The sequence below is a fragment of the Sphingobium sp. SA2 genome (assembly GCF_032227065.1).
Taxonomy (GTDB): Bacteria; Pseudomonadota; Alphaproteobacteria; order Sphingomonadales; family Sphingomonadaceae; genus Sphingobium.
Genome location: NZ_JAPMXX010000006.1, coordinates 1,593,369 through 1,619,736, shown reverse-complemented (window position 1 = coordinate 1,619,736; position 26,368 = coordinate 1,593,369). Strand labels below are relative to the sequence as shown.

General features: G+C 61.3%; 24 protein-coding genes, 1 tRNA gene and 1 pseudogene. 5 read left to right on the top strand and 21 right to left on the bottom strand.

The genetic code is table 11. From position 1 onward, the window contains the following. Window positions 1–23: 23 nt before the first annotated feature. The 6 genes from OVY48_RS15630 to OVY48_RS15605 all read right to left on the bottom strand — a co-directional run bounded on the left by OVY48_RS15630 (window position 24) and on the right by OVY48_RS15605 (window position 7,947). Window positions 24–323, bottom strand: coding sequence for an accessory factor UbiK family protein (locus tag OVY48_RS15630; protein ID WP_096062913.1), 300 nt, complete (start codon window positions 321–323; stop codon window positions 24–26). 44 nt (window positions 324–367) lie between these two features. Then, entirely contained in the window at window positions 368–916 is a 549-nt protein-coding gene (locus OVY48_RS15625) for a TspO/MBR family protein (RefSeq protein ID WP_313923492.1), read from the bottom strand. Between the two features lie 22 nt (window positions 917–938). Further along, window positions 939–4,043 carry an efflux RND transporter permease subunit gene (locus OVY48_RS15620; RefSeq protein ID WP_313923491.1) on the bottom strand — a complete coding sequence of 1,035 codons (3,105 nt, stop codon included), beginning with the start codon at window positions 4,041–4,043 and terminating at the stop codon, window positions 939–941. Between the two features lie 7 nt (window positions 4,044–4,050). Continuing rightward, window positions 4,051–5,097: an efflux RND transporter periplasmic adaptor subunit gene (locus tag OVY48_RS15615; protein ID WP_313923489.1), complete on the bottom strand. Its 1,047-nt coding sequence runs from the start codon at window positions 5,095–5,097 to the stop codon at window positions 4,051–4,053. A gap of 88 nt (window positions 5,098–5,185) precedes the next feature. Then, window positions 5,186–5,923 carry a TlyA family RNA methyltransferase gene (locus OVY48_RS15610; RefSeq protein WP_096062917.1) on the bottom strand — a complete coding sequence of 246 codons (738 nt, stop codon included), beginning with the start codon at window positions 5,921–5,923 and terminating at the stop codon, window positions 5,186–5,188. Beyond that, window positions 5,923–7,947: a protein-disulfide reductase DsbD domain-containing protein gene (locus OVY48_RS15605; RefSeq protein ID WP_313923488.1), complete on the bottom strand. Its 2,025-nt coding sequence runs from the start codon at window positions 7,945–7,947 to the stop codon at window positions 5,923–5,925. The genes OVY48_RS15610 and OVY48_RS15605 overlap by 1 nt, the downstream gene beginning before the upstream one ends. A gap of 76 nt (window positions 7,948–8,023) precedes the next feature. Here OVY48_RS15605 and OVY48_RS15600 point away from each other — a divergent pair, with 76 nt between their 5' ends. After that, window positions 8,024–9,673 (top strand): alkaline phosphatase family protein, encoded by a 1,650-nt coding sequence (locus OVY48_RS15600; RefSeq protein ID WP_313923487.1) that lies wholly within the window; start codon window positions 8,024–8,026, stop codon window positions 9,671–9,673. A gap of 7 nt (window positions 9,674–9,680) precedes the next feature. On the opposite strand, the gene OVY48_RS15595 is transcribed toward OVY48_RS15600, so the two are convergent. The 7 genes from OVY48_RS15595 to OVY48_RS15565 all read right to left on the bottom strand — a co-directional run bounded on the left by OVY48_RS15595 (window position 9,681) and on the right by OVY48_RS15565 (window position 16,778). Next, window positions 9,681–10,997, bottom strand: a complete 1,317-nt coding sequence (locus tag OVY48_RS15595) for an ATP-binding protein (protein WP_037477296.1) — start codon at window positions 10,995–10,997, stop codon at window positions 9,681–9,683. A gap of 8 nt (window positions 10,998–11,005) precedes the next feature. After that, a complete protein-coding gene (locus OVY48_RS15590; RefSeq protein ID WP_037477295.1) occupies window positions 11,006–11,716 on the bottom strand; it encodes a response regulator in 711 nt (236 codons plus the stop codon). 181 nt (window positions 11,717–11,897) lie between these two features. Beyond that, a complete protein-coding gene (locus OVY48_RS15585) occupies window positions 11,898–12,722 on the bottom strand; it encodes a TorF family putative porin (protein ID WP_313923486.1) in 825 nt (274 codons plus the stop codon). Window positions 12,723–12,989: 267 nt separating this feature from the next. Continuing rightward, complete coding sequence (locus OVY48_RS15580; RefSeq protein ID WP_096062921.1) at window positions 12,990–14,486, bottom strand: SulP family inorganic anion transporter; 1,497 nt, start codon at window positions 14,484–14,486, stop codon at window positions 12,990–12,992. Window positions 14,487–14,489: 3 nt separating this feature from the next. Continuing rightward, window positions 14,490–15,188, bottom strand: a complete 699-nt coding sequence (locus OVY48_RS15575) for a carbonic anhydrase (RefSeq protein WP_313923483.1) — start codon at window positions 15,186–15,188, stop codon at window positions 14,490–14,492. 174 nt (window positions 15,189–15,362) lie between these two features. Beyond that, window positions 15,363–16,073 carry a response regulator transcription factor gene (locus tag OVY48_RS15570; RefSeq protein WP_313924808.1) on the bottom strand — a complete coding sequence of 237 codons (711 nt, stop codon included), beginning with the start codon at window positions 16,071–16,073 and terminating at the stop codon, window positions 15,363–15,365. A 168-nt stretch (window positions 16,074–16,241) separates the two neighbouring features. Continuing rightward, window positions 16,242–16,778 (bottom strand): hypothetical protein, encoded by a 537-nt coding sequence (locus tag OVY48_RS15565; protein WP_313923482.1) that lies wholly within the window; start codon window positions 16,776–16,778, stop codon window positions 16,242–16,244. A gap of 226 nt (window positions 16,779–17,004) precedes the next feature. Here OVY48_RS15565 and OVY48_RS15560 point away from each other — a divergent pair, with 226 nt between their 5' ends. After that, complete coding sequence (locus OVY48_RS15560) at window positions 17,005–17,973, top strand: magnesium and cobalt transport protein CorA (protein WP_313923480.1); 969 nt, start codon at window positions 17,005–17,007, stop codon at window positions 17,971–17,973. A gap of 128 nt (window positions 17,974–18,101) precedes the next feature. Here the strand turns inward: OVY48_RS15560 and OVY48_RS15555 are convergent. From OVY48_RS15555 to OVY48_RS15535, 5 genes are all read right to left on the bottom strand, one after another. After that, a tRNA-Arg gene (locus OVY48_RS15555) sits at window positions 18,102–18,178 on the bottom strand. 36 nt (window positions 18,179–18,214) lie between these two features. Next, window positions 18,215–18,688, bottom strand: coding sequence for a DUF1178 family protein (locus OVY48_RS15550; protein ID WP_313923479.1), 474 nt, complete (start codon window positions 18,686–18,688; stop codon window positions 18,215–18,217). Further along, a complete protein-coding gene (locus tag OVY48_RS15545; protein ID WP_313923477.1) occupies window positions 18,685–19,515 on the bottom strand; it encodes a carbon-nitrogen hydrolase family protein in 831 nt (276 codons plus the stop codon). Before OVY48_RS15545 ends, OVY48_RS15550 begins: the two co-directional genes overlap by 4 nt. A 5-nt stretch (window positions 19,516–19,520) precedes the next feature. Further along, complete coding sequence (grxC, locus tag OVY48_RS15540) at window positions 19,521–19,778, bottom strand: glutaredoxin 3 (protein ID WP_313923475.1); 258 nt, start codon at window positions 19,776–19,778, stop codon at window positions 19,521–19,523. 50 nt (window positions 19,779–19,828) lie between these two features. After that, window positions 19,829–20,578, bottom strand: coding sequence for a ComF family protein (locus tag OVY48_RS15535; RefSeq protein WP_313924807.1), 750 nt, complete (start codon window positions 20,576–20,578; stop codon window positions 19,829–19,831). Window positions 20,579–20,618: 40 nt separating this feature from the next. On the opposite strand from OVY48_RS15535, the gene OVY48_RS15530 reads away from it, so the two are divergent. Beyond that, window positions 20,619–21,467: a methyltransferase domain-containing protein gene (locus tag OVY48_RS15530; RefSeq protein ID WP_313923474.1), complete on the top strand. Its 849-nt coding sequence runs from the start codon at window positions 20,619–20,621 to the stop codon at window positions 21,465–21,467. Window positions 21,468–21,627: 160 nt separating this feature from the next. Then, window positions 21,628–22,326, top strand: coding sequence for a hypothetical protein (locus tag OVY48_RS15525; RefSeq protein WP_313923473.1), 699 nt, complete (start codon window positions 21,628–21,630; stop codon window positions 22,324–22,326). 555 nt (window positions 22,327–22,881) lie between these two features. On the opposite strand, the gene OVY48_RS15520 is transcribed toward OVY48_RS15525, so the two are convergent. Both OVY48_RS15520 and OVY48_RS15515 read right to left on the bottom strand, forming a co-directional pair. After that, on the bottom strand, window positions 22,882–23,256 hold the full coding sequence (locus tag OVY48_RS15520; protein WP_313924805.1) for a transposase: 375 nt from the start codon (window positions 23,254–23,256) through the stop codon (window positions 22,882–22,884). 66 nt (window positions 23,257–23,322) lie between these two features. Next, window positions 23,323–23,688, bottom strand: a complete 366-nt coding sequence (locus OVY48_RS15515) for a transposase (protein ID WP_409593698.1) — start codon at window positions 23,686–23,688, stop codon at window positions 23,323–23,325. A 228-nt stretch (window positions 23,689–23,916) separates the two neighbouring features. On the opposite strand from OVY48_RS15515, the gene OVY48_RS15510 reads away from it, so the two are divergent. After that, entirely contained in the window at window positions 23,917–24,951 is a 1,035-nt protein-coding gene (locus tag OVY48_RS15510) for an IS110 family transposase (protein WP_107126479.1), read from the top strand. A 261-nt stretch (window positions 24,952–25,212) separates the two neighbouring features. Here OVY48_RS15510 and OVY48_RS15505 read toward each other — a convergent pair. After that, a pseudogene (locus OVY48_RS15505) lies at window positions 25,213–26,316 on the bottom strand (IS256 family transposase); the annotation flags it as partial. Window positions 26,317–26,368: the final 52 nt, after the last annotated feature.

Here is a 26,368-nt window from a genome sequence, read left to right as displayed (position 1 = left end):
ATAAGGCGAAAGGACAGACAGGATCAGAGCGCGTCGCTTCCCTTTGGCTTGCTCGCCTTGACCGTCTTGGTGACGGGTTCGGACGTCCGCCCCTCCAGCGCGTCAAGGCGGGCCTTGAGCAATTCAACCTCTTCGCGCGCGGCGGCGGCCATGGCCTTGACCGCATCAAATTCCTCGCGCGACACGAACTCCATGCCGCCAATCCATTCCTTGGCCTTTTCACGGGCATTGGCCTCGAACTCGCGGCTCATGCCCGCAACCGTACCGGCGGCACCGTTCACCAGCTTGGCCAGATCGTCGAAAAAGCGGTTTTCGCTCTGCATTGCTCTTGTCCTTTGCGGCGGCGCGATGGAACCTGCGCCAAAAATCATATCTGGGTGCTAAGCGCCGGTGCGACAAGGGTCTCGGCATCGGGATTGAGCCGTCCGATCTCATAATTGAGGAAGGAAGCAAAGGCGAGCCACGCCAGATAGGGAAGCAGGAGCAAACCGGCGACACGGCGTATCCGGCCAAACAGCCATATGGTTATCGCGACAACGACGATCAGCGCCAATATCAACATCAGCGCGCTGCCGACCTGATGCGCGCGGAAGAAGAGCGGCGACCAAGCAAGGTTCATGACCAGCTGCACCAGGAACAGGACAATCGCCGGCCCCCGCCCCTTCGCGCCGCGCGCATGCAGAACGATAGCCAGCGCCAGACCCATCAATATGTAGAGAATGGTCCAGGCGACACCGAACAGCCAGCCGGGCGGCATCAATGCGGGCTTTTCCAACGCATCGAACCAACGATTGCCATAGCCGCTATTGGCGAGGCGCCCCGACAGGAAGCCTAACAGTACAATGGCCGGAACGGTAAGCAGGGACCACCGCAGATAAGCGAGGCGCAACTGGCCGGGGGACGCGATCTCGTTCATCGGCAACGCTTCTCCATAACCCTCATTCCGCCGGTTCAGGCGCGTCCTTCAGCGCCGAATCCAGCTTTCGGCCGACGGTTTGCGGGGAAACAGTGCGCTTGGCAACGCGCGAATAGAAGATGGGGATGAGGAACAATGTGATCAGCGTCGCCAGGCTGACCCCCGATACGATGACCACACCGATCGACTGGCGCGCCGCCGCCCCTGCCCCGCCGCGTATGACCAGCGGCACCGCGCCGATGACCGTTGCAATCGAGGTCATCAGAATGGGGCGCAGGCGGCGGGTCGCGGCCTCGCGAATGGCCTGCCCCACCTCCATGCCTTCGTCGCGCAACTGGTTGGCGAACTCGACGATTAAAATGCCGTTCTTGGCTGCTAGCCCCACAAGCATCACGATACCGATCTGGCTGTAGAGGTTGATCGTGCCCCCGGTGATGATCAGCCCGATCACGCCGCCGGCCACGGCGAGCGGCACTGTAGCGATGATGACGCCGGGATGGATGAAGCTCTCAAATTGCGCTGCGAGCAGCAGGAAGACGACGAGGATGGTGAGGCCGAAAATCAACCAGATCGACCCGCCGGTTTCCCGCAACGACTGGCTTTCGCCGCGATAGCCGACGGCCAGCACTTCGGGCGCTTGCCTTGCTTCATTCTCCAGAAATGTGAGCGCGTCCCCAAGCGAGGTTCCCGGTGCAAGGGCCGCGGTCAAAGTGATCGCGCGCAGCTTGTTGAACCGGTTAAGCTGACGTGGCCCTGCGACTTCGCGCACCGTGACTACGGAAGACAGCGGCACCAGCGCCCCGGTACGGGTCCGAACATTGATGCGTTCCAGATCGGCGAGGGTTTGCCGCCCTTCGTCTTCGGCTTGCACGATGACACGATATTCCTCGCCCCGATCGACATAGGTAGTCACGCGGCGGGAGCCGAGCAGGCTTTGCAGCGCTTGGCTGACATCGTTAACCGACACGCCCAGATCGCCGGCGCGCTGCTGATCGACGTCGATCCGCATTTGCGGTTTGGTTTCCTTATAGTCGCTGTCGAGGTTGATCAAACCCGGATAGTTGGCGGCGGCCGCGGTGATGCGATCGCGTGCCGCGACCAGGCCTTCGTAGGTAGAGCCTGCAAGCACGATATTGACCGGCAGGCCGCGCCCGCGTCCCAAGCCAGAGCGCGGTGCGGCGTTGCCGCGCACGCCTGGCTGGTTGGCGATGACATTGTTGATGATGGTCGCGACTTCCGCCGTGGTGATCGTGCGATCCTCCCATGGTCGGAGGAAGGCGATGACATTGCCGCCGTTGAAGTCATCGGTCGTACCAAAGCCGCTTGGCGTGCGGATAATCAGATTTTGAAGCGTGCCATCCTTGCGCAACGGCGAGAGTTCATCCTCGATCTTGCGCATATAGGTCAGCATCCGGGCATAGCCGGTGCCTTCGGGTGCGCTGATCTGGCTGTCGACGACACCCGTGTCTTCGGCCGGTGCCAATTCGTTGGGCAACAGGGTGAACAAACCACCTGCAATGGCGAGGAAAAGGCCGACCCCGATGAGTGGGATCAGGGGCTTGTTGAGCACCCGGTCCAGCCACTTGCGATAGCCCCCTTCGATCCTCTGAAACCGTGCATCGACCCAGCGCGCCAAACGCCCGCGCTCCGCATTGTTGAGCAATTTGGAGCAGAGCATCGGTGCGAGGCTGAGGGAAATGAAGCCGGAAAAAGCAATGGCCGCGACCATCGCGATAGCCAGTTCACGGAACAGCAACCCCGTCTGTCCGGCCAGGAACATCACCGGCACGAACACCGCACACACGACCAAAGTGGTCGAGATGATGGCGAAACCTACTTGCCGCGTACCAAGATAGGACGCGACCAGCGGATCTTCGCCCTGTTCGATGCGGTGATAGACATTCTCAAGCACGACGATGGCGTCATCCACGACGAGGCCAATGGCCAACACGAACGCCAGCAATGTCAGCAGGTTGATCGACAGGCCCGCTAACCACATGACAGCACAGGTCGCCAACAGACAGATCGGCACGGTGATGGCCGGGATGATGGTAGCCCGCACCGAGCCCAAAAACAGGAAGATGACGAGAATGACGAGCAGCGCCGCCTCGATCAGCGTGTCGTAGACGTTGGCGATGGCACGGCTGATGAAGAGGGACTCGTCGGACCCGACGGCAACGCGCATGCCTTCGGGCAAGGTCGGTCGCAATTCCTCCGCCAAAGCCTTCGCCTTGTCGGCGACGTCCAGCGTATTGGCACCCGACTGGCGCACGATGCCCAATCCTACCGCCGTCCCGGCGTTGGAGCGGAAGCTGTTGTAGGGATTTTCCGCCGCCTCCTCGATCCGTGCTACGTCGCCCAGCTTGACCTGGTAGCCGTCGGCACCACGGCCGACGACCAAGCTGGCGAACTGCGCGGTCGTGGCAAAGGCACGTTCGACGCGCAGCGTCTGATTCTGATCCTTCGACTCAAAGCGCCCGGCCGGCAGTTCGACGTTCTGCGCACGCAGGGCGTTTTCCACGTCGGCGGGCGTCAGGCCGAACGCGGCCAGCCGCTCGGCATTCATCCACACACGGGTCGAAGGCCGCGCCTCGCCACCAATGGTAACCCGCGCCACGCCATCGATGGCAGAGAAGCGGTCCGCAACGTTGCGGTCGATATAGTCGCTGAGTTGAATCGAGGTCCAACCGGGGCGGGAGAAGGCCAGAAACAGGATCGGCCGCGCATCCGCATCGACCTTGCGAATTTCCGGAGCCAACGCGTCTTCGGGCAAGTCCTCCACCACGGAACCGACACGGTCGCGCACGTCATTAGCCGCCGTATCAATGTCGCGTGACGGATCGAACTCGATGCTGATGTCGGATGTGCCGTCCTGCGACCGGGAGGTGATCGTCCTGATGCCCTGCACACCCGCGACCGCATCCTCGATCAACTGGGTGATACGGGTTTCGACAACCGACGCGGCGGCGCCGGTATATCCTGTTTCCACCGAGACGATCGGCGGGTCCGTATCGGGATATTCCCGCACCGACAGGCTCAAATAGCCGACCACGCCGACGATGCAGAGCAAGATGGCGATAACAGCCGCGAAGACCGGGCGGCGGACGGAGAGATCGGACAGTTGCATGACTGCTCTAGCCCGCAGGCTTGCGCGAAGGCGCTGGCTTGTCACCCGCCAGGCGCACGGTCGCGCCATCGCTCAGCTTCACCACACCCTCGGTCACGACCTGCTGCCCCGCCTTCAGGCCGCCCAAAATCTCGACCTGTCCATCCTGGCGAATGCCGGTATCGACCTTGACCCGCTTCACCTTGCGACCTTCGAGAAGGAACACGAACCGGTCCTCGCCATCACCGACGATCGCCAGTTCGGGCAAGGCCAGAGACTGGCGCTGGCGCGATGCGACGCTGACGGTCAGCAACATGCCGGGTTTCAGGGTCCGGTCAGGATTAGGCAAGATCGCCCGGACCCGCACTGCCCGCGTGGCGGGGTCGATCACGGGATCGATCGTCGCGATCGTGCCAGTATAGGGCCTGTCGGGCCAGGCGGCGGAAATAGCCTTGATCGACTGACCGGCCTGGATCGACGATAGCCGTGTCTCCGGGATGGTGAAGTCCAGCTTGATGCGTGACACGTCGCTGACCGTCGCGATGGCGGTGCCTGCGGACACGATCGCACCGGGCGAGACAATCCGCAGACTGGCCCAACCCGCGAAGGGCGCGCGGATCACCCGGTCACCGATAGACGCACGCGCCTGATCGGCAGTGGCGCGCGCTGCGTTGGCCAGCGCGAGTTGCTGATCGAGCGACGACGCGGTCGCAAAGCCGCGGGTCTTGAGCGACTGGACCCGCTCCAACTGCTGGCGGGCCTGCAAGGCCTGCGCTTCGGCGGCCGCAAGCTCGGCCTTTTCCTGGCCAACCGCCAGCGTCGCGATCACCTGCCCTTTTTTGACATAAGCGCCATCGGCAAAATTAATCGATGTGATCCGCTCCGTCACCGGCGCGGACAAAACCACCTGCTCGTTGGCAAGGGCCGTGCCGACTGCTTCCAGGCGGTCGGTAAAGGTTGCGGTGGCGACCGGTGCCGCCTCCACCAGCGGAACGGCGCGCGGTTGCTGCGCCTTTTCACTGCCGCAACCGGCAAGGCAAAGCGCTGTAAAGGCGAGGAGATGGGGAAATCGCATAGGAGGGGGCTAACGGGCCTTTGCAAGCGGCACAACATGACCTTTTGCCGCTGGATGAACTTACTGGCGAGAAACGAACATGGGGCGTTTATCCACCAAGCCGGGCGTAGATGAGAAATTCGACATTGCCCTGTGGACCCGTAATCGGACTTTGTGTCAGGCCGATAACGGTCCAACCCTGCGCATCGATCCATGCCCGGACTTCCGCGCAAACCCGATCGTGGATCGCGATATCGCGCACGACCCCGCCTTTGCCGACTTCGCCACGTCCCGCTTCGAACTGCGGTTTGATTAACGCTACCAGGGCCGCGCCGGGCCGGGCAAAGGTCAGCGGGCGTTCCAGCACCTTGGACAGAGCGATGAAACTCGCGTCGCAGACGATACAATCGACCGGCTCCGGGATGTGCGTTTCCGTCAATATGCGCGCACTGGTCTGTTCGTGGACGATCACCCGATCGTCCGAGCGCAATTTCCAGGCGAGCTGATTGGTGCCGCTATCGACCGCATAGACCTTGGCCGCGCCATTTGTCAGCAGCACGTCGGTAAAGCCGCCGGTCGAACTGCCCACGTCGATCGCAACTTGGCCGGTCACGTCGATAGCGAATGTATCGAGCGCGTGGGCAAGCTTGATGCCCCCGCGCGAGACCCAGGGATGGTCGCGGCCGCGCACGTCGATCGCAGCGTCCGGCGCGACCTGCTGACCGGCTTTCTCCACCTTGCGATCGCCGAGGAAGACATGGCCTGCCAGGATCAACGCCTGCGCGCGGGCGCGGCTTTCCGCCAGGCCCAGATCGACGAGCAACTGATCGGCGCGTATCTTGGCCATCAGCGTACCAGTCCGGTCAGCGTCGCTACGCTCAGCAATTGCGGCAAGGTCTGCGCCTCCTTACCCGGCGCATACCAGAGGTAGAGCGGCACGCCCGAACGGCCCTGCGCTTCCAAGAAGCGGGTGATGGCGGGGTCGGCATTGGTCCAGTCGCCAACCATGACGGTTACACCGCCTTGTTCGAAACGCGCTCGCGTTTCGGCACGGTCGATGGCGGCGGCTTCATTGGCCTTGCAGGTCAGGCACCAGTCGGCGGTGAAATAGAGGAAAACGGGCTTGTTCGCCGCGCGCAGACTGGCCAGCTGCGCCTCGTCGAACGCGACATGATTGGCGCTTGCTGTTTCCGCGGGGGCTTGCGTCGGCAATGTCACCGCTGCTGCGGCCAGCAACACCACACCGAGCAACGCCGCAATCAGTCCGCCCCCCCGACCTGCGCGCTGCCGCATGCCCAGCCACCAGAGCAGAAGCGCCAGCAGGAGCGCTGCCGCCAGACCGATCGTCATGCCCGAAACGCCGCGCTGCTGCCCCAATAGCCAGGCAAGGCCGAGCGCGGTGAGGAACATCGGGATAGCGAGAATTTTCTGAAGGCGACCCATCCACGCGCCGGGCTTGGGCAAACGCCGCCGCAAAGCGGGGACATAGGCGAGCAGCAGGAAGGGCAACGCCAGTCCCAGCCCCAAGCCAGCGAACACTGCCAGCGCGGCGACCAGCGGCAGCAGCAGCGCCGCGCCCATGGCAGCCGCCATGAACGGCCCCGTGCAGGGAGTCGCGACGAAAGCGACCAGCGCGCCGGTCCAGAACGACCCGGCCAAGCCGCCCTTCCCCGCCAATCGATCACCGCCGCCAATTGCGCGAAAATCGAACAGGCCCGCCAAATTAAAGGCGATGAGCGTCACCAGCAACAACAGGCCGAGGATGATGCGTGGATCCTGCAACTGGAACGCCCAGCCAGCCGCCGTCCCCGCAGCGCGCAAGGCGAGCAAAATGCCACCAAGGGCAAGGCAGGTCATGATGACACCCGCCGTATAGGCCAGCGCTTCCTGCCGGACCACGCGCTCGTCGCCTCCGGCCTTGGCCAGTTTCATGACCTTGAGGCCCAGGATCGGAAAGACGCAGGGCATGATGTTGAGCAGCAAGCCGCCAAGCAAGGCGCCACCGAGCGCGGCCAGGATCGCCACCGCCTGCCCCCCGCCCGACGATGCGGCAACCGCGCCCGGCTGCGCCGTCACCAGGAAACCGACATGCTCGTCGGTTCGCAACACCGCCTGAACATTACCGCCCTTGCCGCCTTCGCCCGCGTCCGTCTCGATCAGCAGGCGATCACCATCGCGGGTGATGCTTTGCGGCGCGGCATAGCGGGTAAGCCCCTCTGCCAACGGGAAGAGATGGACATCGCGCGCCTGGGCATTCGCTGGAAACGGCACTGACAGGCGCAACTTGCCGTCGGCGATGGCATAGGTCGCCATACTGCCCAAAGGCCGAGGCAGATGCGTGCGCCAGGCATCGAACCGGGCGCGATCAGCGGCGCTGGCCTGCCCCTCACCCGCCACCAGATCGAGCGCCATTTCCCCGCGTTCAGGCACGCACACTTTGTCGGTGCAAGCCAACCATTGCGCCTTCACCCGGACCGGCATACGGGTGCCCGGTGCCACGTCGGGCGCGACGGTTAGGTTCGCCAATAGGCCATAGGGGCCTTCATACACATGGTTCATCAGGCCGGAGATCAGCAGCGTTTCAGGGACGGGGTAACGCAACGCCCCAACGCTGACGCCTTTCGGCAGCGTCCATTCGACGCTCATCCCCAGGCCTGCATCGCCCGGATTTTCCCAATAGCCGTGCCATCCCGCCTCCGGCGTCATGGCAAAGGCGATGGTCGTGCCCTTACCCGGCTGCGGCGCAGCGCTTTCGGCCATCAGCCGCGCGGCGATATGCGGTGCGCCGCCGCCGAACGCGCCCTGGGCCAGCGCAGCGGGCGCGGCGAACAGCAACGCCAACGTCATCAATATGCCATGAAAAATCCGCATCGGGCCTCTGGTCGAGTGGGTGAGAGCGGGCTAGGTCCGGGGGCGTTCGCCGTCAAGGCTGGAGAAGGTACAGGAAATGTTGAAACATGTCGCCGCCGCCCTGCTGCTGGCCACCGCCATGCCGATTGCGGCGCAGACGCCTGCCCCGGCGACAACCGCCGCTCCGCCGAAGCTGATCGTCGCAATCAGCGTCGATCAATTTTCCGCCGACCTGTTCAGCGAATATCGCCAATATTATAGCGGCGGTCTCAAGCGACTGACCCAGGGCGCGGTCTTTCCGAACGGCTTTCAAAGCCATGCCGCGACCGAAACCTGCCCCGGCCACAGCACCATCCTGACCGGTAGCCGTCCGTCGCGCACGGGCATCATCGCCAATAGCTGGTTCGACCTGAACGCCGCGCGCCCCGACAAAGCGATCTACTGCGCCGAGGACGAAACCCAGCCGGACAGCAGCAGCGACGCCTATGTCGCGTCGCCCGTACATCTCAAAGTGCCGACATTGGGCGGACGCATGAAAGCCGCCAATCCGGCGACCCGCGTGGTGTCGATTTCCGGCAAGGATCGGGCCGCGATCATGATGGGCGGGCCGACCGCAGACCAGGTCTGGTGGCTGGGAGGGCCTCAGGGCTATGTCAGCTACAAGGGTGTAGCTACCCCGCCGCTGGTCGCCAAGGTGAATGAGGCGATGGCCCGGCAATTGGCACAGCCCAATCCCGGCTTCGACCTGCCCGCCCAATGCGTGGCCAAGGATTTTGCGGTACGCGCAGGCGACCGCACGGTGGGCACAGGTCGCTTTGCGCGTGCTGCGGGCGATTATAAGGGCTTCCGCATCTCGCCGGAACAGGATGCCATGACGCTCGCGTTCGCGGCGGCCGCCGTCGAGACCATGGCGCTGGGCCAGCAGACACAGACCGACATCATCTCCATCGGCCTGTCCGCTACCGACTATATCGGCCATAGCTACGGCACCGAAGGGACCGAAAGCTGTATCCAGGTCGATCGTCTGGACCGGGAACTGGGTGCCTTTTTCGACCGGCTCGACAAGGACAGCATCGATTATGTCGTGGTGCTGACCGCGGATCATGGCGGGCATGACTTGCCCGAACGGCATCGCCTGAACGCCATGCCGATGGAGAGCCGCGTCGACACCGCGCTGACGCCCAAGGCGCTGAACGCGGCCATAGCGCAGCGCACCGGCCTGGCGGGCAAGACACTGATCTGGGGCGATGGACCGTCGGGCGACCTTTATTTCGACAAAGGGCTGACGTCCGCCCAGCGCGCGAAGGTGGAGGCTGCCACGCTCGCGCTGCTACGCGTCCATCCGCAGGTCGCCGCTGCCTTTACCAAGGCGGAAATCGCTGCCACCCCCTCCCCTGCCGGTCCGCCCGAAAACTGGACTCTGATCCAGAAGGCGCGGGCCAGCTTCGATCCGACGCGGTCGGGCGACCTGCTCCTGCTGCTCAAATCGCGGGTCATGTCGATCCCCGAACAGGCGGTAATGGGTTCAGTCGCCACCCATGGCAGCCCATGGGATAGTGACCGCCGCGTACCGATCCTGTTCTGGCGCAAGGGTATGCGCGGCTTCGAGCAGCCGCTGGGCGTGGAGACGGTGGATATCATGCCCAGTCTGGCCGCGCTGATCGGCCTGTCGATCGCGCAGGACCAGATCGATGGGCGCTGCCTGGATCTGATCGCGGGCGAGGGAGATAGCTGCGTGGGAAGATGACGCGGTGTTAGCGCCGCACGTTCTTGGGCCGCTGCAGGCAGATTTCTGCCCGCAGCCCGCCTTCGGGGCGATTGATCAGCGTCAACTGCGCGCGTTCCAGTTCCACCGCTTTCTGTACGATCGCCAGTCCCAGCCCCAGGCCGCGCGTATTCCGCTGCCGCGCGGTATCGAGCCGGGCGAAAGGCTTGAGCACTTCGCCGATCTGGTCGCGCGGTATGCCGGGGCCATCATCGTCGATACGGATCAGCACCTCATCCCCCACCCGCAGCAGGGAGACGCGCGCCCGCTGCCCATAATGGAGCGCATTTTCGATCAGATTGCGCACCGCGCGTCGCAGCGAAAGCGCATGGATCTCCATCTCCAGATGGTCCGGCCCGCTATAATCGACATCCTGCCCATGATCCTGAAAAGCATCAACCACGGTCGCGATCGTGACGGCCAGGTCCGCCCGGACCAGAGGCTCAGGATTCTTCTCGCCGCCCAGAAAATCGAGCAGTGATTCGATCATGGCGCCCATCTCTTCGAGATCGCCGTCCATGGCTTCGCGGACATCATCCTGCCGTACCGTTTCCAGCCGCAACTGCAACCGGGAAAGCGGGGTGCGCAGGTCATGGCCGACCGCCGCCAATGTCTCGGTGCGTTCGTTGATTAGGCGATGGATGCGGGTCTGCATCGCGTTGAAAGCGCGGATCAGTTCGCGCACGTCGCTGGTTCCCGCTTCCGGCAGGATGACTTCGGCACCAAGCCCGATCTTTTCCGTTGCGCGCGTCAGTTCCCGTAGTGGTGCCAATGTGCGACGAATCAATATCCATCCTGCCACCAACAGCGCCAGCACCGGGATCAGGGCGAGGCCCATTCGGCCGATGGTGAAGGCCCATTTGCCACCGCCATGATGCATGCCGAAATAAAGCCAACTGCCATCGGGCAGTTGCAGTCCGCCGTTGATTTCCGAATGGCGGCTGGGCGACGTGAGCCGCAGCCAGAGGCGCGAGCGTTCGAGTGTCGGCTCCCACGCGATGATCTGCTGCCGCATCCGTTCCAGTTCAGGCGACAGCGGCGGCGGCGGCGGCGATGCAGCCGACCAGTGGACATCGTAGCGATCGGTGGTCAGTTGAACGCCCATGGCGCGTCGCTCAGCAGGCGGCTGTTCGGTCAATAATTTTCGGGCGATGACTAGATGTTCGGCCAGCCGCCGTGCTTCGTCATCCTGCAGCGATATCTGGCTTGCCCGTTCGTAGATCAGCGTGCCGACGGCAAATTCCAGCGTCAAGGTCAGGAGCAGGATCGCGAAGAGGCGGCCAACCAGCCCCAGCGATCCGTGCATGTGCCACCTCAAGCGCGGCTGACCTCTGCATTGAACATATAGCCTACGCCGCGCACGGTCGTGATCGGAGCGCCCCGATCCTCGGTCGATAATTTGCGACGCAGGCGACTGACCAGCACGTCGATGCTGCGATCGCTGCTGTCACCCATGCGGGTCCGCGACAGTTCGATCAGGCGCTCGCGGGCGATGACCCGCTGTGGATGGCTCAGAAAACTGCCAAGCAGATCGAATTCCGCGCCCGTCAGATCGACCAGCCCGCCGGTCGGGGATCGCAACTCGCGGCGCGGAAAATTCACGACCCAGCCGTCGAACCGCGCTTCATTCTCGCGATGTTCGTCCGGGCCACGCTCAAGTCCCACCCGGCGCAGGATGGCCCTGATGCGGGCGATCAGTTCGCGCGTGCCGAATGGCTTGGGCAGATAATCATCCGCACCCAATTCCAGGCCGACAATCCTGTCCGTTTCGCTGCCCTTGGCGCTGATGAAAATGATGGGGACATCGCTCTTGCGGCGGATCTGGCGGCACAGGTCGATGCCGTTGGTGCCGGGCAGCATGACGTCGAGCACGACGAGATCGACAGGGCCAGCATCGAACGCAACCCACATTTCCGGGCCAGACGAAGCGGGACGCACTTCATAACCATGCTCCTGCAAAGCACGGGCGGTCAGAGTGCGAAGCGGCGGGTCGTCTTCGACGAGGATGATCGACGGAGCGGTCATGAATGCTGCAAGGCGCGTGATGTCATGGCCATGGGATAGGGCCGACCGTTTCGGGGGTCAACCGGATCAGACGCACCGGACGCTTGCCAGCGGCTTAGCAACAATTTGTCATGCGTGAAGTAAAGCCACGCAGATGCGAAAACGCCGGGACCAGTTGCTGGCCCCGGCGTTCCTTAGGCTATTAGAATGCGGCCGAGATCGAGAAGACCACCTGGCTGCGGGCAATCGAAGAACCGTCAGCGTCAGAGAAGTTCGGACGCAAATAATTTTCCTCGACGCGCGCGATATCCGTATCGACATAGGCGATGCCCAGCGTAAGCGGCGTACCCGGAACAGCGACATCCGCGCCTACCAGCCAATCGACATACTTACCGGTTGGAGCCAGTGACGTACCATTTGGCCCCAAGCCTGGGTTGCCATTCGAATAACCGAGATGCGCTTTCAAAGTGACCGGCGTGTTAGGCACAGAACCGCTAACATCTGCCCAGATGTAGAGATTGTCTTCCTTATCTCCCACGCGGCTCTGCGGCGTATTCGACCAGTTGCCGAGCGCCTCCTGCTTAGGCGCGTAAGCAACGCCGACCAAACCCTTGACCGGCCCGATTTGGCTGGAAAGCTTGACATAAGGCTCTGCGAAATCAGTGATGTCGAGACCACTGGGGTACATATACCAAGTCAAGCCAACATCGAGCGTCGTCGTCTCGTTGAGCGGAATAGCGTAACCGGCGAACAGGTCGAGTTCCATGTTCGCGCCGCCGAATGTGCCCCAGCCTGAAAGATTGGAACCCCAGGCACCAGCATAAGCACCGGATTCATGGCTGACAGTCAAGCCACCTTGAATAGCCATACCCTTGTCCGTCATGGAAACGCCGCGGAAACGATAGTCAGAGACCATCGCTACACTGCCGGTCACGGTGACGGGGCTGGTGGGTTCTTCCTGAGCAAAGGCCGGTACGCTGGACATGAGCGCAAGGGCGGCACAGGCGATTTTATACTTCATGAACATTCCCCTTTACGAAAGAATGTTCCGTCCTGCTTCCACTCAACCCGAAAGTCTGTTGCTTGCGCACTCAGTGCCGGTGGATGACCCTTGCCTATTCAAAATAGCCCCACAGTCAAACAGGTTTTTCTCGCATCTGCGAGATGGCGCGTATCGCTGTTGCATAACGGGCACAGTTCAATGCGTTGCCACGCTGATACAAAATCAAAAAAATGCCGCCGCGCCGGGGGTAGTGGCGCGGCGACACCCTGTATCGCCCGATATTTTGAAAAATCAGGCGACCAGTTGGCGCATCCGTCCGGTCGCACCGAACAATTCCACCGGAAGCCCGCTGCCGCGCCGACGCTCGACCCATTCGCGGACCATCTCTGCGGTCGTATGATCGATATGGCCCAGACGTTCGACATTGAGGATGACAAGGCCACCCTTTGGCAACGAATCGAGCTTTGCCGACAATTTGGGTAGCGTAAGGAAGGTCGCGCTGCCGCGCAGAGCCACTTCATGCGCATCACCCCGGCTTTCATCCTCCAGCTTGAGGCGCAGGCGGCTGAGGTGAGGGATGAGTTCCAGCATCGAAAGGCCGATACCCACCAGAACACCCGTCAGCAGGTCCATGGTAACCACGCAGATCAGCGTGGCCGCCCAGACGATCGCGGGCAACGGACCGTAACGGTGAAGCAGGTGCCGGACGTGATCGACGCTGACGAGGCGCACGCCGGTCACGACGAGAATGCCAGCCAGGGCAGCCATCGGGATTTCGCGCAGCAGCCAAGGCAGCAAGGCGACAAAGCCCAAAATCCAGACGCCGTGCAGCACCGCCGACATGCGGGTCTTTGCGCCCGCCTGCACATTGGCCGAGCTGCGAACGATAACGCCGGTCATGGGCAATGCACCGGCAAAGCCGCACAGCAGGTTGCCGACGCCTTGAGCGCTGAGTTCCCGGTTATAATCGGTACGCACGCCATCATGCATCCGGTCGACGGCGGCGGCCGACAGCAATGTTTCGGCGCTGGCAATGAACGCAATGGCGATGGCGATCGTGATGACCGCAGGGTCCATCATCGTCGCGAACAACCCTGCGTCCGGCAGGCTCACAGCCGCCACGATCGATTCGGGCACTACGACCCGCGCGACGGGAAGGGCGAGGAAGAAGGCAACTAGGGTCGCAAGCAAGACGCCCACCAGTGCGCCGGGGACGAGCTTCAGCGACGCAGGGCGGAACTTCTCCCAGCCGAGCATGCCGCCAATGGTAACCAGGCCGACGGTGAAGGCCGTTACCGTGTCGCCAGTGGAAAGACCGAGCAACTGCGCAGGCATGGCCAGCAAATTGGCTAGACCGCTCGACAGGGGCGTATCGTCGAACAGCACATGAAACTGGCCAACGACGATCAACACGCCGATGCCAGCCAGCATGCCATGGACGACGGCCGGCGAAATCGCACGAAACCAACCGCCGACGCGCATCAGGCCCGCCACCACCTGGATGGCACCCGCCAGAATCAGGATCGGCCCAAGTGCGGAGAGACCCTGTTCGCGCACGATTTCAAAGACGATGACCGCAAGACCAGCGGCGGGTCCGCTGACCTGCAGCGGAGAACCCGCCAGCAGGCCAACGACGATGCCGCCGATGATGCCGGTAATCAGACCCTTTTCCGGCGGAACGCCGGAGGCAATGGCAATGCCCATGCAGAGCGGCATCGCCACCAGAAAGACGACGATCGACGCCGTGAAGTCGCGGCCGAAGGTGCCGCCGGAAAAGGCTTTCAGCATGATTTACTCCGCCGCCAGGGCATATTCGCTATCGCCAGCCAGTCGACGGGCGTGGGGAAGCGCGATCGGCATGGGCTGATCCTCGCGGAGCGGCATGAAGCGGCCGGTATCGCCGTCGAGGCCCAGAACTTGCCCGGCATGAATGTCCACATACCAACCGTGCAAGGCGATATCACCACGCGCGATGCCCGAAGCGACCGATGGATGGGTGCGCAGATGGGCCAGCTGGACGACAACATTTTCCAGCGCCATGTTACGCAACTTTTCCGCGTCGGTCAGCGTGTCGGGATAGCTTTCGCTGCAAACCTGCTGCGCGGCATGGGCATGACGCAACCAAGCCGCCACGTTGGGCATTTTGGAGAGGTCGGCATTGGTCGACATCGCCTTCATCGCACCGCAGTCGCTGTGGCCACATACGATGATGTCGCGCACGCCCAACACCATCACCGCATATTCGACGGTGGAGGTGACGCCGCCATTCTGCGTTGCATGCGGCGGCACGATATTGCCGGCATTGCGGCATACGAACAGATCGCCCGGCTGTGCCTGCATGATATGTTCGGGGACGATCCGCGAGTCGGCGCAGGAGATCATCAGCGCCTTGGGGCTCTGCCCATCGCTGGCCAGCCGATTGTAAAGCGCGCTTTCATTAGGAAACACATGCTTTTCGAAGCTGAAGACGCGGCCTAGAAGCTCGTTCATGGGGTCTATCCTTCTATTGCTATGCCGGTCAGGGGGCACCGGCTCAGTCTCGGACAATAGAGGTCGGGTTTTGCTGCGTCGCAGCGGCTTTGTTAAAAAACATGTCTGGATGGCAAAATCGTTACGGGGTGATCGCCATCGCGAAAAACCAGCAATTCCGGGCGTTTTAGTGGGTCAGCGTCGCTCCACTGCCGCGCTGAACATATAGCCTGCACGTCTTACGGTAACAATTGGGGCAGGTTCGTTGCCCCATTGCAGCTTTCGACGCAAACGGCTGACCAGCACGTCGATGCTGCGATCGGACGATGGCGCGTCGCGCACACCTGCCAACTCCATCAGTCGCGCGCGCGTGAGCACGATTTGCGGATGATCAAGCAATACGCCAAGCAACGCGAACTCGGCCGCCGTCAGACCAACAGTCGCGCCGGCCGGATCAGCCAGGGAGCGGCGCGAAAAATCCACAGTCCATCCGTCGAAGAACGCCATGGATTGGCGCGGCAGGCCGATCGCGCGCTCGCCCCGCCCCCGCCGCAGGACGGCACGCAGGCGCGCAGCCAGTTCACGCGCGGAATAGGGTTTGTTGATATAGTCGTCCGCGCCAAGCTCCAATGCGACGACGCGATCGACCTCCGAACTATTGGCCCCCACCAGGATCACCGGCACCTCGCTCCGCGCACGCACGTCTCGGCACAAGTCCATGCCATCCGCGCCGCGAAGCGCGGCGTCCAGCACTATGACGCCAACGGGCATGGTGGCCAGCGCCTGAAAAATTTGGGCAGCACCACCGCTTGGCACAACTCTAAAGCCGGTTTCCTCCAGATGCGTGCGGACCGCTTGCTGCTGCGCGGCTTCCGTTTCCGTCACCAGGATGAGCGGCGGGGTCATGCCCAAAGATCGTGCCATCCACACTTGCCTCGATCGCCGATCATGCGCGTACCTCCAGAAACAGACAGACGCCCCCAATGCGCCCACAACGCGGCCGGACTTAGATCGCCTGAATGTCTCTGAAATTTGCCGAACGTTACAAATTATTGCGCAGGCGACACAGCAGCGTCAAACCGACGATAATTCCGGCATTTTCGTCCCAATCTGCGGTGGTGCAGCGGCGGGGAGATGCGCCAGCATGGTGGCGAGCCACAAGGCGTCGGTGCCCGCGCGATGGCGTGTGGGGCATCGGCGATCGGCGATCGCCACGGACTCACGGACTTGCGCATCGTCGGCGTGCCGTTCCGCAACAATCGCGGACACATGCTCGATCAGGAAGGGCGTAGGTCGCCCCGCAGCGGTGGCGAGCGTGTCCAGCCATTGTTGATCGATGCGGCTGTCGGCCACCACGCGCCGACCGATTGCGGCATCGCTCAGCAAGGCTAATACCGCATCGACATCCAAGCCCTTTTGCACGAGCGTCGATCGATCAAGACCGTGCAAAGCCTGCGCCTCCTGCGTCCAGCCCCAATCTTCCCAATCCTGATGCGGCCGTATCAACCAACTGCACGACCAGCCTTCCACCGCAATGCCGACCTCGATCGGGAAGGACCGACCATGGCGCGGGAGGCAGGACGCCTCGAAATCAATGGTCAGGATAGACACGGATGTAGCTCCACTGTGCGCGTGACCCGGTTTATCCCGGCCTGGGTGCCCGCATCGATACATCCCTTTCGCGCTCGACTGTGTCAGAGCGAAGTCAGCTAGCGATAGTTCCCGATAAAATTGCGCCGGGCGAGGCTGGCGAGCGACGAACAGATGGGCGTGCCTGGAGGACGCGGGAAAGGCCATCTGCTAATCGGCATGTCCGACTCCACATGTAGGATCACTCATGACCGTCATCGCCGCCTATCTCTATCGCAATGGCCGCCGCGTCAGGCCGGTGACGATCGACGAGCGGATCGACTGCGCGCATGACAAATCCGAATTTGTCTGGATCGGCATGGCCGAACCGACGATTGCGGAAATGGAGACTCTGCGGCGCAGCTACGACCTGCACCCGCTGGCGATCGAAGACGCCATCAAGGCCAATCAGCTGCCCAAGGTCGATATTTATGGCGACCAAATCTTCGTGGTCGCGCGCACCGCTCATGTCGAGGAAGGCAGCATCTGTTATGGCGAGACCGCGATCTTCGTCGGCCATAGCCATATTATTAGCGTCCGCCATGGATCGGCTCGTGCCCATCGCGCCCTGCGGCAGGAATTGGAAGCCGTGCCGGATCGACTGGCGCAAGGCGTGGACTATGTGCTGCATGCCGTCCTCGATTTCATCGTCGATGGCTATCTGCCCGTCATCGAGGGCGTGGAGGACGAAGTGCTGGCGATGGAGCAACAGACCGTCGATCAGTTCCTGGGGCGGGAAGATATAACCCGGATCTTCAATCTGCGCCGACAGGTCATGCGTTTCCAGCGTATCCTGACGCCCATGCATGAAGTCGCCAACAAGTTCGTCAAATTGGACCTGCCGTGCATCGACGCGGATACGCGACCCTATTTCAGCGACGTGCGCGATCATGTCCGCCGGGTCCAGACCATGGTCGATGATCTGCGCGAGATATTGATGTCCGTGTTCGAATTCAGCAACCTGCTCGAACAGCAGCGGACCGGCGCGATCACTCGGCAACTTGCCGCCTGGGCCGCGATTCTGGCGGTGCCGACCGCGATCGCGGGCATATATGGCATGAATTTCGACAATATGCCCGAACTGCGGACGCGCTACGGCTATTTCGTCGTGTTGGGCGTGATCACAATCATCTGCAGCCTACTCTATGCCCGCTTCCGCAAGCTCAAATGGCTGTAGGAAGATGGTGCACCCGGTAAGAGCGATTTCGAACCCGTCAGGGTTCGCAAGGCCGAACGGCCGCCCGAGCTTATGCGAGGATAGACAAGCGGGCGGATGCCCGCGCCGGCGCTTGAGGCCAAAAAAGATGGTGCACCCGACGGGATTCGAACCCATGGCCCTTAGATTAGGAATCTAATGCTCTATCCTGCTGAGCTACGGGTGCACACATCGGTCGCTCTATTATGCGCGAACGGTGCGGTCAATTCTTCGCTTCGGGCGGGATGACCGGGAAAGGTAACGGCGCGACTTCGACCCCCTCGGCGATCAGCGCCTTGGCCTCCTGCGGCGCGACTTCGCCATGGATGCTGGCGCGATCCTGCTCGCCATAATGCATGGCGCGGGCCTGTTCGGCAAAGCCGCGCCCGACCCAGGTTGATCCCTCCAGCGCCTTGCTTTGCGCCTGCGCCAGCGCATCGACCAGCGCCCGCATCTTCGCCTCGTCGCCGCCATTGGCGACCACCGGGGTTGTGGCTTCTGGGCGCGGTACCACCGCGCGACTATTGCCCTTGGCCGCAACGGCCGGGGCCATCACCGCTTTCATCACGCGCGCGTCACCACAAAGCGGACAGGCAATCAGGCCGCGCGCCTGCTGGTCGGCATAGTCGTTGCTGGAGCCGAACCAGGCTTCGAACACATGGCCCTGCCCTTCGCATTTGAGGTCGAACACGATCATGCGAGCGTCACCTGCGCCGGGATCGGGCGGCGATTGGCAATGGCGGGCACCCGCCCCCGCACAGCCTCGATCCGCGACAGGTCGAGATCGACGAGCGCCAGCCCGGCCGTCTCGCCCATGTCGAGCAGAACATCGCCCCATGGATCGACCACCAGGCTATGGCCATAAGTCGTCCGGCCATCCGCATGATGACCGACCTGCGCTGTCGCGATCAGGAAGCAGCCCGCTTCGATCGCGCGGGCACGCAGCAGCACATGCCAATGCGCCTGCCCCGTCGGCACGGTGAAGGCGGCCGGTGCCAACAGGATCGTTGCCCCAGCATTAGTCAGCGCGCGATACAGGTCCGGGAAGCGCATGTCGTAGCAAATCGAAAAACCCATCCGGCCCCAGGGTGTATCCGCCGCGACCACTTGCTCCCCCGGTCCATAGACCGACGATTCGCGCCAGCTCTCGCCCGTCGCCAGATCGACATCGAACAGATGGATCTTGTCATAGGTCGCGCGGATCGCGCCGGTATCGTCGATCAGGAAACTGCGATTGGCCCAGCGCCCGTCCGTTCGCTCGTCCTTGAGCGGCAGTGAACCGATATGCACCCACAGCCCTTCGCGCGCCGCCGCCTCGCACACTGCCGCCAGCACGCCATCTTCCGCCTGGCAACGCAAGGTCGCCGCCGCGCGCACCCGGTCCCGATCCAGATAGCCGGCCATTTCGGGCGTGAAGAGCATGTCCGCCCCCTCGCCCTTGGCGCGCGCGATCATCTCCACAATCGCGGCGGCATTGGCGGCGGGGTCGATGCCGCTGGTCATCTGGAACAGCGCGGCGCGCATGATGGTCAGAGGCCGAGCAAGGCGTCGAGCTTGCCCTGTCGGTTGAGCGTCGCCATGTCGTCGCTGCCGCCGATATGGGCGCCATCGATGAAGATTTGCGGCACGGTCACCCCGCCATTGCTGCGCGCCAGCATTTCCTCGCGCTTGGGACCGCCCATGCTGATGTCATATTCCTCGAACGTGACGCCCTTGTCGCGGAACAACGCCTTGGCGCGCGCGCAATAGCCGCAAAATGCCTTGGTATAGATTTCGACCTTCGCCATATGCCTGTCATACTCCTTAGCGTCCGAAATTGGGCGCGCGCACCGCTTTGTCAATCCGCAGCGTCGCGCGGCAAGGCCCGCGCCCAGCACAATAAACGCACATGACTGGCCCCGCCACGATGCAAAACCCTTGCGCAGGCTCCGGCTGTCGCGCCGCTGGTGTGGACATCGTCGATGAGCAGTATGCGCCGCCCCTTCACTCCATGCCTATCCGCCAGCGCAAAAGCACCGCGCACCGTCTTCGCCCGTGCCGCCGGGTTCATGCCCCGCAAGGGCTGGGTCCGACGGGTCCGCAGCAACAGATGTTTTTCGACCCGGAACCCGGTCAGGCGGCCCAGATGATCGGCGATCAGCGCCGACTGGTTGAACCCCCGCCCCCATAATCGCCAGCGATGCAGCGGCACCGGCACGATCAGCGGCGGATCGTCGCCATGATCGGGCACATGCCGCACCATCTGTCGCGCAATCAGCCGCGCCAGGCCGATCCGTCGTCCATATTTGAGCCGTAGCGCAACGGTGCGCGCGACATCGCCATAGGCCAGCACCGCCCGCGCGCTGTCGAAGGGCGGTGGATCGGCGAGGCACCGCGCGCACTCCGCCCCCTCCCCCATATCATGGGGAAAGGGGAGGCCGCAGCGCGCGCAACAAGGTTCGCCCAGCAACTCCATTCCGCCCCAGCAATCGAGGCAGAAAGCAAAATCCTCCTGCACGATCGCGCCGCAACCGGGACAGCGCGGGGGCAGCGCATAATCGACCAGCGGACGGATCGCGCCCTTGAGAAGCGGCAAGACGGACATCATCTGCTTGTCCCCGCTTGCCGCCCGATGCACAAGGCCCGCCATGACCGCCCCCGACATATTCGACCGATCGCGCCGCGCCCAGGGTCGCGACCGTATGATCGCCCGCTTTGCCGATCACGACTTTCTCTATCGCGCCATGCTGGAGGAATTGCTCGACCGACTGGCCGACGTGCAGCGCGACCTGCCCGAAGCACTGATGATCGGCTGCCCAGATGGCAGTGCAAAGGCGGCGCTGGAAGCGATGGGCAAGCGCGTCGCCTGCATCGATCCTGGCTTCCTCGCCGCGCGCGGGGCAAACGGCGTGCAGGGCGACGAAGATGCCCTGCCCTTTGCCGATGACAGTTTCGACCTCATCATCGCCTGCGGCACGCTGGACAGCGTCAACGACCTGCCCGGCGCGCTGATCCTGATGCGACGCATCCTGCGACCCGACGGATTGATGCTCGCCGCCTTCAGTGGCGCGGGCAGCCTGCCAAGGCTCAAGGCCGCATTGCTGGCGGGCGAGGGCGACCGGCCAGGCCAGCATATCCATCCCCAGATTGATGTCCGCGCGGCCGGCGATTTGCTCAGCAGAGCGGGCTTTGCCATGCCGGTCGCCGATGGCGAGACGCTCGTCGTGCGCTATGGCGACATAGTGCGGCTGATGCGTGACTTGCGCGGCATGGGCGCGGGCAACCGGTTGGCCGAGCAACCACCGCTACTGAACCGCGAAACGCTGGCAAGCGCAGGCGCGCATTTCGCGCAGGCAGCGGACGCGGACGGCCGGACGGCTGAACAGATGGCGATCGTCTATCTGTCCGGCTGGAAACCCGACGCCAGCCAGGCCGCCCCTGCTCGACGCGGCAGCGCCACCGTGTCGCTCGCCGCGGCGCTCAAGGGTAAAGGCTGATCATGATAGCGGAAATATCTGCGAAGGTTTCGCTTCCTCGCCGAGCGAAGAGCCATACACGTCCACTCAGCCAGATCTCACCTTGGAAATGCCAATAGACTGACGCATTTCTCCTTTTTTGCGGTCGACAACATGCCAATTGCCAGTCATTGGAAACGCGATGCAAGAGCCAGAAATTGATCTGCCAGGCGGCGATGGCCGAACCGCTGATTCAGTTGAACCCGCAGGCACTTTGTTTGTCATAGAGGAGATGCGGCAACGTTTGACGACTCTAGAGCAGATGACGGCGGAGATTATTGGTCGGATCGATCAATTGCAGCATCTGGCTGAATTGTCATTTGCAGAAACCCACGCCCGTCGCCGTGACGACGCGACGAAGCCTCAAGGCCAATCAAGCTGGTCCAGCGCAGGCTTTCCCCTCATCCCCCGCAACATGCCGGTATTTTTCGGCACGCTTCGCGATAACCAAACTGTCGGTGTCGATGATATATTGGTCAGCGGTTGGTACGCCCGAGAAGAATGGGGTGTGTGGGGTCGTGATTCAATTCAGCAACTGCGGTTCGCAATGGAAGGCTACGGCGGCGGATATGCAACCGTCCACCTCGCCCTCCAATGCTTCGTACCACCAGGCATGAGCCATCAGAATATCGATATTTTAGCAAATGGCTATTTCCTCGGCAGTTTCGATCTACCTGGAGGATTGCAGATAATAAGGTTGCGGTTACCTCCCTCTTGCATCTGTAACGGTGATATTTTGTTGCAAACTCAACAAGATAAATCATTCTCTCCTGCCGCCTTTGGCGACAGTCTAGACACCAGAGTGTTAGGGATTGGACTCATATCTATCGACGTTGGTTGAAGGATCCAATGAGTATTGCGGTTAGGCAAGCATACGCGTTATCATGATATTTTGAGGCCTAAGATTGGCCTGAAATTATGGTATTCATGATTAATTTGCACTGCCCTTGACTTACGATTTATTATTTTATGGGCAGACCACAATGAACGGTACCAACTGATCAAATTCGACCGTTTGACATCAGATAAAATAGATAAAATTGAATTTTATTCAGTAATTTCATATGGTGATATAAAGACAGACGAAACTTAATATATATTGAACTATATTTATTTAAATCTACAGAAATTTTCTGTATGAATATTACAAAAATACGATAATTTTCAAAAAAATTTGCATGATAATAAGGCTATATGCTAAATTTTCTCATTTTATTATTTTTCTGATTTCTCTATTTCCGATTTTGCATTTCTATTGTTATATTTGCAGACAAATTTTACATTTGACTCCTGCTACATAGGATATTGATTTTCGATCAGAGGTAACAGCGAGGTCTTCATCAAGGTATTACTTATATCGTTGTTAGATAAGCGCTGGAACTAGGGCCCGGGCTCATTAATTGATCCAGAATATAACGGTTGCGGCGGTGGAAATGGCGGACATGAATGTATAGGCCCAACGATCGTAGTGCGTGTGAATGTGCCGCCAGTCCTTGAACTTGCCGAACATGTTCTCGATCTTGTACCGCTGTCGATAGAGCGCCGTGTCGTGTGGAATGGGCACTTCCGGGTTTGCCTTTGACGGGATGCAGACCGCGATCCTGCTGTCGACCAGTCCCGCGCGGAACCAGTCGGCGTCATAGCCTTTGTCGCCCAGCAGGACCTTTGCCTTCGAGAAGACATCGATTATCAGCGCAGCGCCCTTATAATCACTCATCTGGCCTTCACTGAGCAGGATGATGAGCGGTCGGCCTCTGCTATCACAGACGATCGTGTCCCACAGCGTGGTGTAGGTTCGCTGGGATAGCCACAGCGACCTCCGGCTAAGCCGGATTGATCATGCTGCCATGGCAGGCAACGTGATGATGGGATTATCGCTTAAACCTGAGACGCTCTCAAGTGTCATGTAGCGGCAGCGTTGGACGGCCCATTTGCCGAACATGTTCTCGATCTTGTACCGCTGTCGATAGAGCGCCGTGTCGTGTGGAATGGGCACTTCCGGGTTTGCCTTTGACGGGATGCAGACCGCGATCCTGCTGTCGACCAGTCCCGCGCGGAACCAGTCGGCGTCATAGCCTTTGTCGCCCAGCAGGACCTTTGCCTTCGAGAAGACATCGATTATCAGCGCAGCGCCCTTATAATCACTCATCTGGCCTTCACTGAGCAGGATGATGAGCGGTCGGCCTCTGCTATCACAGACGATCGTGTCCCACAGCGTGGTGTAGGTTCGCTGGGATAGCCACAGCGACCTCCGGCTAAGCCGGATTGATCATGCTGCCATGGCAGGCAACGTGATGATGGGATTATCGCTTAAACCTGAGACGCTCTCAAGTGTCATGTAGCGGCAGCGTTGGACGGCCCATTTGATGGCATGGACCACCCCCATGCAAACGATCATATTATATGGTGCCATTAAAGTGGAGGAAGCGCGATGTCAGTTGTTACGATTGGCCTTGATCTGGCCAAAACGGTTTTCCAAGTTCACGGTGTAGATGAGGCCGGCTTAACCGTGCTTCGCCGAAAGCTCTCTCGGGCCGATATGGCGGCCTTCTTCAAAAAGCAGCCGCCGTGCCTAGTCGGAATGGAAGCGTGTTCTAGCGCGCATCACTGGGCGCGCTTGCTTGTGGAGATCGGCCACACGGTCAAGCTCATTCCACCTCAGTACGTTAAGCCGTACGTGAAGCGGAACAAGACGGACGCCGCCGACGCGGAGGCCATATGCGAGGCCGTCGCCAAGCCGAACATGCGGTTTGTTCCTATCAAGACGAAGCAGCAACAGGCGGTTCTGGCTTTGCATCGTGTCCGCAGCCTGTTGGTCCGACAGCGAACGGCGACGATCAATGCACTGCGCGGACTGCTGGGCGAATACGGGCTTATCGCGGGCAAGGGCGTGCGACAGCTCGCGATATTGAGCGAGCGTCTTGCAACCTCGGACAAGACCGTCGTCCCGGACGAAGCGCGAGAAGCGTTGCGATGTCTTTTCCGGCACATCGACACATTAACCGATAAGCTTGGCGAGATGGAGAAGCGGATCGTCGCCTGGCACAAATCAAACCCGGACAGCCAGCGTCTGGCTACTGCTCCGGGCGTGGGCCCAATTACGGCGACAGCGATTGTGGCAGCCGTCGGCGATGGCAGTCAGTTCAAGTCTTCCCGTCATTTTGCAGCTTGGCTTGGCCTGACGCCACGGATTCGAGCGAGCGGGGGAAAAGAGAAGATTGGTCGGATCAGCAAAGGCGGCGATCGATATCTCCGAACGCTCTTGATCCATGGAGCTCGGGCCGTTGTAGGAACAACGTTCCGCAAGGACGTGACACCTCGGCCCTGGCTTAAAGCTTTGGTCGACAGGAGGCCCGTGAATGTAGCCTCAACAGCCGTCGCTCACAAGACGGCTCGCTCGATCTGGGCCATGTTGACCAGGAATGAGGTATACCGCCGTCCATCGCCTTTGCCGATGGCGGCCTAACCAGTTCGGCGCCGATGTGATGGTGCCGACTTGCGAGGGCAACGACAGAGTATGGCGAACCGGTATCACCGGGGATCGACAAAGGTCACTGAAATGATGCGAACCAATTTGAGTTCGTCCATTTGTCCGGCCGTCGATCCGCGGAAACCATAGGGGCCTGCGGCGTGTTATGCCGCACAACAAGGCCGGATACACGACCGCAAGATCCGAAATCGTCGAAATCTGTTGAAAAGCCTTGCAAGGTGGGGGTGGTCCATACACGTCGTTCTGTTCCAGAAGGATAGCGCCGACGAGACGGGTAATCGCCTCTTCGTTGGGGAAGATACCGACAACATCGGTGCGCCGCTTGATCTCGCCATTGAGCCGCTCGATCGGATTGTTGCTGTGCAACTTCGTGCGGTGTTGGGCTGGGAAGGTCATGTAGGCCAGCACATCCTCCTCGGCGCTGTCCATCAGAGTAGCGAGTTTTGGCACGGTAGGGCGCAATTGATCGGCGACGCTACGCCATTGGGCCTTTGCGGCCTCTGGAGTTTCCTGGGCGAAAGCGGTGGCGATGAATGCCGACACGACCCGGCGTCCACTCTTGCCGGCATGGGCCAGCGCATTGCGCATAAAATGAACCCGGCATCGCTGCCAGGTGGCGCTGAACACTTTGGCGACGGAGGCTTTTATGCCTTCATGGGAATCTGAGATCACCAGCTTCACGCCGCGCAGACCGCGACGAGCAAGGCTGCGTAGAAACTCGGTCCAGAAGACCTCCGCTTCGGAATGACCGATCGCCATGCCGAGCACTTCGCGCCGGCCATCGCTGTTAACGCCAACGGCAATGATGACCGCGACAGAGACGATGCGACCGGCTCGCCGCACTTTGATGTAGGTCGCGTCCATCCAGAGATAGGGCCAGTCGCCTTCGATCGGACGATCGAGAAAGGCCTTCACCCGCTCGTCGATCTCCACGCACAGTCGGCTGACCTGGCTCTTTGAGATCCCACTCATGCCCATGGCTTTGACCAGATCGTCCACAGAGCGGGTCGAGATCCCCTGGATATAAGCTTCCTGGATGACGGCCGTCAGTGCCTTCTCTGCCATACGGCGGGGCTCCAGAAACCCTGGAAAATATGTTCCCTTGCGCAGCTTGGGGATCCGCAGCTCGACCGTCCCTGCTCGCGTCTCCCAGTCCCGATCCCGATAGCCGTTGCGCTGCGCGAGGCGCTCAGGATCTTTTTCACCATAGGCAGCGCCGGTCGCACCGCCCACTTCCAGTTCCATCAGCCGCTGCGCGGCAAAGCCGATCATGTCGCGTAGAAAATCGCCGTCGGCTGTCTTCCCAACCAGAGCGTGCAGGTCCATCTTGTCATTGGTCATCGGAGGTCTCCGTAAGTTGAGCTTCGCAACCCAAACTTATCCGAAGTTCGCC